This is a genomic window from Sphingobacterium sp. 1.A.5, from assembly GCF_002734235.1.
In the GTDB taxonomy this organism is placed as follows: Bacteria; Bacteroidota; Bacteroidia; order Sphingobacteriales; family Sphingobacteriaceae; genus Sphingobacterium; species Sphingobacterium daejeonense.
In genome coordinates, this window is the sequence record NZ_PEBA01000004.1 from 139,097 (window position 1) to 147,162 (window position 8,066).

The window sequence follows — 8,066 nt, forward strand, 5'->3', positions numbered from 1 at the left end:
ATGATTTTTATGATACAGGCATGATGACTGGATACCCAAGGTTTTGATCTTGGAGACGTTTCACACGTGTATGGTAGGTGTTAAAAATTAATTCTTCTGATAATATTTCTTGTGGGCTGCCAAAACCCATGGTTTGACCTTGTTTCAAAATCAAAACATTATCTGCATATTGGGCAGCTAGGTTGATGTCATGTAAAATGCAAAAAACAGTTACACCTGTGCTGGAAAGACTCTTTGCCTTCTCTAAAATAATCTGCTGATACTGCAGATCCAATCCTGTAATCGGCTCATCCATCAATAATATCGCATCCGGATTATCATATATCTGTGCCAGAACCCTAGCTAATTGCACCCGTTGTTGTTCTCCTCCTGACAGATTATGAATTAACCTATCTTTGAACTTCAACATGCCCATTTCTGCTAATGCTTGATGTGTGATTTCAATATCAATAGGTTCGGGATATGATTTGAAATGTGGATATCTTCCCATCACCGCAATATCAAAAACCGTAAGATTGATGTTCAGAAAATGCGACTGTGGAAGCACTGCCCGATACTTTGATAGCGTCTTCAAATCGATTGTTTTCAGGTCTGTGCGGTTAATATGGATACTGCCAATTTTTGGCTTCAATTGCTTGCTGATTAATTTAAGTAAAGTCGATTTGCCAGCTCCATTTGGACCTATTACAGCCAGTATTTCAGAACTATTTGCTTCGAAGTTGATATTGTCCAGCAAGGAACGGTTTCCAACTGTATAAGTCAAGCCACTTACTTCAATCATAAATTCCTCCTTTCTCGTTTGTTCCTTAGAATAATGATGACAAACATAGGTACCCCCATAAATGCAGTTAAGATGCCGATAGGAAGTTCTGCAGGTACAACAATCGTCCTTGCAATCAAATCTGCAAAAACTAACAAGCCACTTCCTAATAATGCAGAGGCAGGCAATAAGAATTTATGATCTGCTGATATGGAAATACGAAGTAAATGGGGAACTAATAAAGCAATAAAACCTATTATCCCCGCCATAGCAACTGAAGCACCAACACCAATTGCCGCCAATACAATTATATACCGATTTATTTTCCGAATATCCATTCCGAGATGCTCTGCTTGCGATTCCCCCAAAGCCATCGCATTTAGCGCTTTCCCCAAAGGAAGAAGTCCAAAAATGCTTATTAGGGAAAAGGGGAGGATCACCAAAATGGTCTTCCAGTTCGCACCACCCAGACTTCCCAATGACCAAAAGGTAATAGTACGCAATTGATCATCCGTAGCGATATACGTAAAGAAACCAGTGAAGGCAATTGCTAGTGCATTGATTGCTATACCTAACAATAGTAGAGATGATATGTCGGTTTTACTATTAGTAACTGAAAATTTATATAAGAACCATGTAGTCATTAATGCTCCTAAAAATGAAGCTATCGATAATGCATAGTACCCGAACATTAAAGTAAGACCACTAAAAACATGGTGACCAACAACAATAAACATCACAGCGAATAATGATGCTCCAGATGAAACACCTATCAATCCGGGCTCAGCTAAGGGATTCCGAAACATCCCCTGAACCGAACAGCCTGTAATGCTTAAGGTAGCACCTATTAAAGCGCCTAAAAGCACCCTTGGTGCTCTTATCGCTAAAAAAACTGACTCTTCTTGAATAGGAATCCCCGTGAAATCCAGTTGAAAAATCGTGTTACCTAAGATTTTAAGTAAGTTTTCAATAGGTATTTCTATGGCTCCCACACAGATGGAAGTTATGCAGGAGCACAATAGAAATAGTAGTAAAGAGATAATGGAGATTCTTTTTTTTTTTGTAATGTCATTAATGTATCTTAGAATGTAACTCCTCAATCGCTATCGGTAATCTCGAACTAAAACCCGATAGTAATTGACCGTCCATTGCTATAATTTTTTTGTTCCTACCAGCATTGGTTTCCTTAACTCCTTGAATATTCATCATGCCAGTCTCATTTCCTAAACTGCTTAATCCACTGCTAAATAATAAAATGACATCTGGATTGTAAGCAACTAATGCTTCTGGAGTTAATGGCTTGTAATCCGCAAAATCCTTCGCAACATTGATTCCACCAGCTAATTCAATCACTTTGTCAACTTGTGTACCTGTACCTCCAACCATCATAGTGCCAGCGCCACGTGCATAAATGAAAAGAACTTTGGGTTTTTTAGACTCAGATCCATAAGAACTAACGGTTTCCATTGCTTTGTCAAAGGACCCAATCAGGGAATCTCCTCGTTGCGTAAGTTTCAATGAATCCGAAACACCTTTGATTAATTTCCGAGTACCTTCAACCGAATATTCCTGATCAAACAAAACCGTTCTGATACCTGCTTGCTTAAACTGTTCTATAGTTTCAGAATTCACCTCCTGCTTCGTTCCAATGATCAAATTCGGGTTTAATGCCATGACTCCTTCAACAGGAACTTTTTTGTTATGGCCAACTTTAGGCTTGGAATTCATGGAGGCAGGATAAGTAGAAGCAACATCAGTTCCTACAATCTGGTCCTCCAACCCCAATTCACTGATGATTTCTGAAACTGTACCGTTCAAAGAAACAATCCTAAGCGTGTCCGAAAAAGAAGTGTCTGCTGATTCGGAAGTTTCTTTTGTATTTTGACATGAGAATAGGAGACATGCTGCCCCAAAACTCAATATAAATCTATTTATCTTATTCATTGTTCGCTGTTAATTGCTTTTTACTAATTTGTACTCGATCTCAGGATAACCTCTCTTACCGCCATCATCTTTTACGCCCATGGCTAAAAATCTAAGTTTATAAATGTTACCTGCTTTATCCTTTATGACATAAAACCTGTCCCTCAATACGCCAACACTCAAGGTATTTCTCCATGATGTAGCCATTGCATTCCTATTGTTCTTAAATTTGATACCGCTCAATTTGCTGGAATCAAACTCTTCATAATTAGGTTGACCATTGCTTTTATTGTCCTTTCCTAAAAACACAACCTCCGAAACACTAACGCCATTAAGATGATTGATGAAAACTAAATCACTGAAAAAATAGGGGATAGGCGCCCCACCCATAGCCGTAAAATAGATGCTTTTGGTCCAAACAAGATCCCATTCATCCTTTGCTGGCTCTACATTCACAGGTCCTTCTGAAAATGAGATAAAATTGAAGTTTAATTTATTGTCCTTTTTGATGGTTAAGGATTTAAAATTCGTTTCATCAAGCTTGGCATATTGTAAAACATAATCCTGAGCTGTTCCTCTATTTATTTTAACCTTCCAAACATTAGCTTTATCAGCATTCGGATGGACTGGATTGATTACATAAACTTTATTTTCCGATTCAGTAGCTTTTATTTCAGCAATCAATGATTTTTCTATCCTTCCTGCAGTATCATCATAGTTCTGAAGCTGATCCTTTGCCTGGAAATTATAATTTAACTTAGTTAAATCAACATTCGTTGAGCTTACAGCCTTGATATCTGTTTGATTGGTAACCATAGCAGAATACGCCATGTGATTATTTAAGATAACCCTAAATGCTGAACCTGAATAAAATCCTAAACTCCATGATTTTCTAACAACTGAAGTTTGTTTATCTGTACTTAAGTCAACATAAACAGCATTTGCAGCATCTGTGCCTCCTTCTCCTCCTTCTAAGGTCATTTTACTCCCGTCAGATGGTGGTACAACCGGAAGAACGTCCGTCTTGTTGTCACGCTCACAGGATGTGAAGCCCAGGATACTGATGAATGCAATACTTGCTAGTTTGGTAAATTTTCTCATTGTAATTATTTGTTAATTTGATATAGTAAACCGAAGAATACAGAGCGCCCATAACTAATGGGGATGGATGTGCTACTACTAGAGTGGGCACCCGTACCTTCTGTTGCCGTATTTAATACATTGGTAATATTGGTCAAGTTCCGGATTCCGGCCTGCACAGTAATACTGTTGTAAAGCCGCTTGTTCAAAGAAATATCCATCTGATGATAAGCCTCTTGCTTCGCTTGGTGGATTTTTAGCTGATCGCCAGAGCCAGTGGTTTGGAAACCAGGACGTTGACCATATAATTTATAAAAGACATTCACATTAGCTTTCCATTTTGGAAATTCATGAGAAATACTCCCATTGACCTCTGGAGTCCAGAAATACTGACCCAAATCTTTGTTTTCTTCAAACAAACTGTTTAATCGACCTATATAACTTAGACCAACACTGATCTTGCTGTTTTTGATCAATAAATTGTTCTCCCAGGTGCCACCCATAGTCTCAAACTTTCCTATATTTAAATAGGTATTCATCGAGATGTTTTCTTTGTCTTGACCAATCGTTATCAGATTATTGAAGTGATTGTAAAATCCACTCAATGAAGAGTTGATGATGCTTTTTTCAGCTAAGATTTTATGATAACTCAGACTCACATTAAAGTTTTGGTTATGTTCTGCCTTCAAATCTGTGTTTCCATTGATGGCATGATTACTGTCATGAAATGTAAAATAAAGCTCCCTTAAACTGGGCGCTCGAAAACCCATAGCATAACCCAATCTCAAATCCAATAATGGATTAAAATTGATTCGCATATTCAATGATGGGATAGCGGGAGGAGCGTTGTAGATTGAATTATGAATAAACCTAACTCCGGGTCGAATCATCAACCATGACAAAGGCTTATAATCTGCAGTTAAGAATCCAGCAAAATCATAAATCTCAGAATTATCTTGAATCCTTGCCCCAGAACCCTTGTCAAAATCTAGCTCCAATCCTGCTAAGAGGTCAATATTAGAACTGATTTTATATAATCCGTTTACACGAGCAAAAGCTTGATTGAATCTAGTGATATCTTGTTCCCCAGCACCTGAAGTCAGACTTGAAGTTTGCGTATTGAGATCAAAAAGCTCAGTAACTGTAGACCGCTTATAGTTCTGATAAGAAAAGGAACCATTAACAACAAAATGGTCATTAATTGTAAATTGGGATTGAAGGATCTGTGTTATTCTGTCTGTAAAATAATTTTTATCTACATATTTGGAATTAGGCATAACCGCCCCTGGAGTGAAGAGATCCTCATTGAGATAATCAATGCTATAACTAGTATTGAAATTTTCCTTCTCAAACTCAATTTTTCCGCCCCCTAACCATTGCTCTTTAGGTTGCCACTGCAATTTCCTTCCTTCAGAAGTACCCTGAAAGCCTCCAAAATTATTCCTTGATCCATTCAATTCAAATCTCCAAATACCCGTAGAATACTTGAAGCCTAAATGAGCGTTATGCCGACCTTCGTCATTAACTGGTTTGTATTCTGAACCAACAGTTTCTTCCAGTATCCTTGCTGTTATCCCTAACTTGTTAGTTTTATGATTTGGATTGTTGGTAATAATATTGATTACCCCTGCCAAAGCATCGGTACCATACATCACGGATACTGGACCCTCAACTATTTCAATTCTTTCAATGGTATTGATATCGATCTGGGACAAACTCTGTTTGGTAGCACCTCGATCAATCATCGGAACGCCATTAATCAATACCTTAACATTTTGCCCGCTCATCCCCATCAATTGCATGTCGGATTCTCCCAAAACCAAATCGTTTGAAAACCTCACACCTAACTCCATATTCAACAAAGTTGACATATCTGTGGTTGCACGTCGCTGAATATATTCCCGGTTGATTGTTCTTACTTTATAAACTGAATTCTTTAAAGATGTTGGCTCAAATTGTCCCGTGACAACAACCTCTTCAATGGGTAGCACTCGTTCGGAACTATCCTCCTGTGAAATGGCAGTGACCGGTAAAAGTAATAACAGAAAAAGATGTTTTATTCGCAACATTATTTAGAATCATTTTAAATAGTGTTGCAAACATAACCCTTGTTTAGAATTATTCCAAACAAGAAAATAACGTATTAGGAAAATTAAATGACGAAATCCGAAATAAATCAGAAAATAAATTACGGGTAGGTTAGACAAAAAAAAAGGAGCCGAATCTAAATCCAGCTCCTTCCTAAAATCTTTATAAATATTATCGAGAACTCACAGAACCACCCGAAGAATGATTCACATTTTTATTGCTTGGATTGCCTGAATATACCACCTTTGCACCCGATGGAACGTTCGCAGTAATCGCATTGCTTACAGCAACCGACAATTTTCCGCCTGAACTGCCATTAACAGTCAAAGAACCTGTGTTGAAATTCTCCAAGTTGACCTCGCCACTTGAAGACATGTTAACATTCAAGGTTTTAGATTTGCCAACCAATGTAACTTCTCCAGAACTCGAACTGTTAATAGAAACTTTCTCGGCTTTCAGCTCCCCAGTCATCTTACCTGACGAACTTAAATCAATAGTAGCTGATGTAGCAGCAATTCTTCCTGCTTTAAGTTTTCCGGCAGAGGAAAGATTTGCAGTGAAATTTATAGCATCAATCGGTTCCAGTATCTCTAATGACCCAGCTGAACTCAAAGAAATAGAGTTAATAGCCGAATTACTGTAAACCGTCACGTTCAAGGTACCTGAATTCTGAATGTGGCTGTTTGGTTTTACTCGGACAACTAGGGTGCCTCCCTTCACATTTGTTTCGATCTTTGGAAGTAGGTCTGCCCTAGAGACATCTACAACGACCTCGTTCCTCGAAGATTTAATGAATTTTGCCTTGATTCCAGAAGAAACTGAAATCCCTGAAACCTTACTGATTTTACGGGTTTCTTTGTGTTGAGCATGTGCCAAAGAAACAAATGCAACTAAGGCTAAGGTTAATATTTTTTTCATCTTTTAAATAAATTTGGTTAGTACAAAAGTATCATCCTCTTGCTTGACTAAATTTATAAATAAATTTTATTATAACTCACCATTATTAATACCCGTTTTTCATTTTTTTCATTCTATGCTTTCTAACCCTCCTTATTTTGCAATTCCACTTAAATTATATATTTTGAAGCGATTAATTATTAATAAGAATAAATGACCATTTTAAGTTATTTCAAGGAGCAATACCATATCTCCGACGAATTTGAACAATTTTTCGATTCAATAATTGAAGTTAAGGAATATGCTAAAGGAGATATTATATTCGAGCCTGGTGCTTACTTAAAATACATCTATTTTATCGAATCTGGGTTTACAAGAATCTATTACTATAAAAACAGACGGGATATTACCCATTATTTCTTCGGCCCAAATACCTTCAGTACTGGAATTGAAAGTGTTTTCCATAAAAAACCATCAATTTTCGGGTTCCAAGCTCTGGCTCCTTCAAAAATAGCTTTCTTCCCATTCTCCAAAATGGAAGAACTAGCCAAAACAGACATCACCATGAACAAAATAATTCAGTCTGTACTTTTGGATTCCTTGATAAACTTCTCCAACCGTTTCTATAATACCCAATTCGAAACCGCACATGAACGATATAACGCCCTTATAGAAGAAAATCCAGAACTCTTCCAAAATGCCTCCCTCGGAAACATCGCTTCTTACCTCGGCATATCTCAACAAACCCTCTCCGTAATCAGAGGAATGAAATAAAAAACACAAGTCCTAGGCTATTTTTAAACGGAAGTCGCCCCCTGAGCGGAGTCGAAGGGCAGCCACCGAGCTCAAGTTCTTTCCCTAGACGAAAGGCGGTCCCTGGTTTCGACTACCCTCAACCAACACAGGGACCGCCACTTCAAGCCGTGGCTGGTGTCCCCACCAGCCACTGAAATGACATACCACGCCATACCGCCCCAGCGGGGCGGAACTCTTATAGAATTGATTATTCAACATCCACTAGGGGCTGTATCATAATTATCTTGGCAAAATATGTGATAAATTTTAATTATCTTATGTACTTAAGATTTGATATAATCAATTGATTTACATATATTTAAGTATATTAATCGATCAGAGAATGTCATCAAAACCATCCAGAAAACTACCTGCTTTCAAGCCCTATGATCAGCACCAGCTGATGGCCTTTCCGCCAACTTTTGAAGAACTACTGCCGGAAAACCATCCTGCCCGAGTGGTCGACCAGGTCATCAATTCAATAAAGATTCAGCCGTTGTTGAAGGCCTATTCCCAACTGGGA

7 protein-coding genes and 1 pseudogene are annotated in these 8,066 nt (G+C 38.0%); 2 read left to right on the plus strand and 6 right to left on the minus strand.

Translation table 11 applies throughout. From position 1 onward, the window contains the following. Nucleotides 1–7: 7 nt before the first annotated feature. From CRT24_RS03990 to CRT24_RS04015, 6 genes are all read right to left on the minus strand, one after another. Nucleotides 8–781, minus strand: coding sequence for a heme ABC transporter ATP-binding protein (locus tag CRT24_RS03990; RefSeq protein WP_099369948.1), 774 nt, complete (start codon nucleotides 779–781; stop codon nucleotides 8–10). Further along, entirely contained in the window at nucleotides 778–1,860 is a 1,083-nt protein-coding gene (locus CRT24_RS03995) for an iron ABC transporter permease (protein WP_099369949.1), read from the minus strand. Before CRT24_RS03995 ends, CRT24_RS03990 begins: the two co-directional genes overlap by 4 nt. Further along, nucleotides 1,832–2,704 carry a hemin ABC transporter substrate-binding protein gene (locus tag CRT24_RS04000; RefSeq protein WP_099369950.1) on the minus strand — a complete coding sequence of 291 codons (873 nt, stop codon included), beginning with the start codon at nucleotides 2,702–2,704 and terminating at the stop codon, nucleotides 1,832–1,834. The genes CRT24_RS03995 and CRT24_RS04000 overlap by 29 nt, the downstream gene beginning before the upstream one ends. A gap of 9 nt (nucleotides 2,705–2,713) precedes the next feature. Beyond that, nucleotides 2,714–3,784 carry an HmuY family protein gene (locus tag CRT24_RS04005; protein ID WP_099369951.1) on the minus strand — a complete coding sequence of 357 codons (1,071 nt, stop codon included), beginning with the start codon at nucleotides 3,782–3,784 and terminating at the stop codon, nucleotides 2,714–2,716. Between the two features lie 5 nt (nucleotides 3,785–3,789). Beyond that, the gene (locus CRT24_RS04010; RefSeq protein ID WP_099369952.1) at nucleotides 3,790–5,832 is read right to left on the minus strand and encodes a TonB-dependent siderophore receptor; all 2,043 of its coding nucleotides are present in this window, start codon (nucleotides 5,830–5,832) and stop codon (nucleotides 3,790–3,792) included. A gap of 190 nt (nucleotides 5,833–6,022) precedes the next feature. Continuing rightward, nucleotides 6,023–6,769 carry a head GIN domain-containing protein gene (locus tag CRT24_RS04015; RefSeq protein ID WP_099369953.1) on the minus strand — a complete coding sequence of 249 codons (747 nt, stop codon included), beginning with the start codon at nucleotides 6,767–6,769 and terminating at the stop codon, nucleotides 6,023–6,025. 192 nt (nucleotides 6,770–6,961) lie between these two features. Here CRT24_RS04015 and CRT24_RS04020 point away from each other — a divergent pair, with 192 nt between their 5' ends. Further along, nucleotides 6,962–7,522: a Crp/Fnr family transcriptional regulator gene (locus tag CRT24_RS04020; protein WP_099369954.1), complete on the plus strand. Its 561-nt coding sequence runs from the start codon at nucleotides 6,962–6,964 to the stop codon at nucleotides 7,520–7,522. A 364-nt stretch (nucleotides 7,523–7,886) separates the two neighbouring features. Continuing rightward, nucleotides 7,887–8,066: pseudogene (locus CRT24_RS04025) on the plus strand (hypothetical protein); the annotation flags it as partial.

What these genes read in the sequence shown, in the direction of transcription:
- CRT24_RS03990 (WP_099369948.1), bottom strand. Translation starts at nt 781, where the DNA reads ATGATTGAAGTAAGTGGCTTGACTTATACAGTTGGAAACCGTTCCTTG.
- CRT24_RS04020 (WP_099369954.1), top strand. Translation starts at nt 6,962, where the DNA reads ATGACCATTTTAAGTTATTTCAAGGAGCAATACCATATCTCCGACGAA.
- CRT24_RS04000 (WP_099369950.1), bottom strand. Translation starts at nt 2,704, where the DNA reads ATGAATAAGATAAATAGATTTATATTGAGTTTTGGGGCAGCATGTCTC.
- CRT24_RS04005 (WP_099369951.1), bottom strand. Translation starts at nt 3,784, where the DNA reads ATGAGAAAATTTACCAAACTAGCAAGTATTGCATTCATCAGTATCCTG.
- CRT24_RS04010 (WP_099369952.1), bottom strand. Translation starts at nt 5,832, where the DNA reads ATGTTGCGAATAAAACATCTTTTTCTGTTATTACTTTTACCGGTCACT.
- CRT24_RS04015 (WP_099369953.1), bottom strand. Translation starts at nt 6,769, where the DNA reads ATGAAAAAAATATTAACCTTAGCCTTAGTTGCATTTGTTTCTTTGGCA.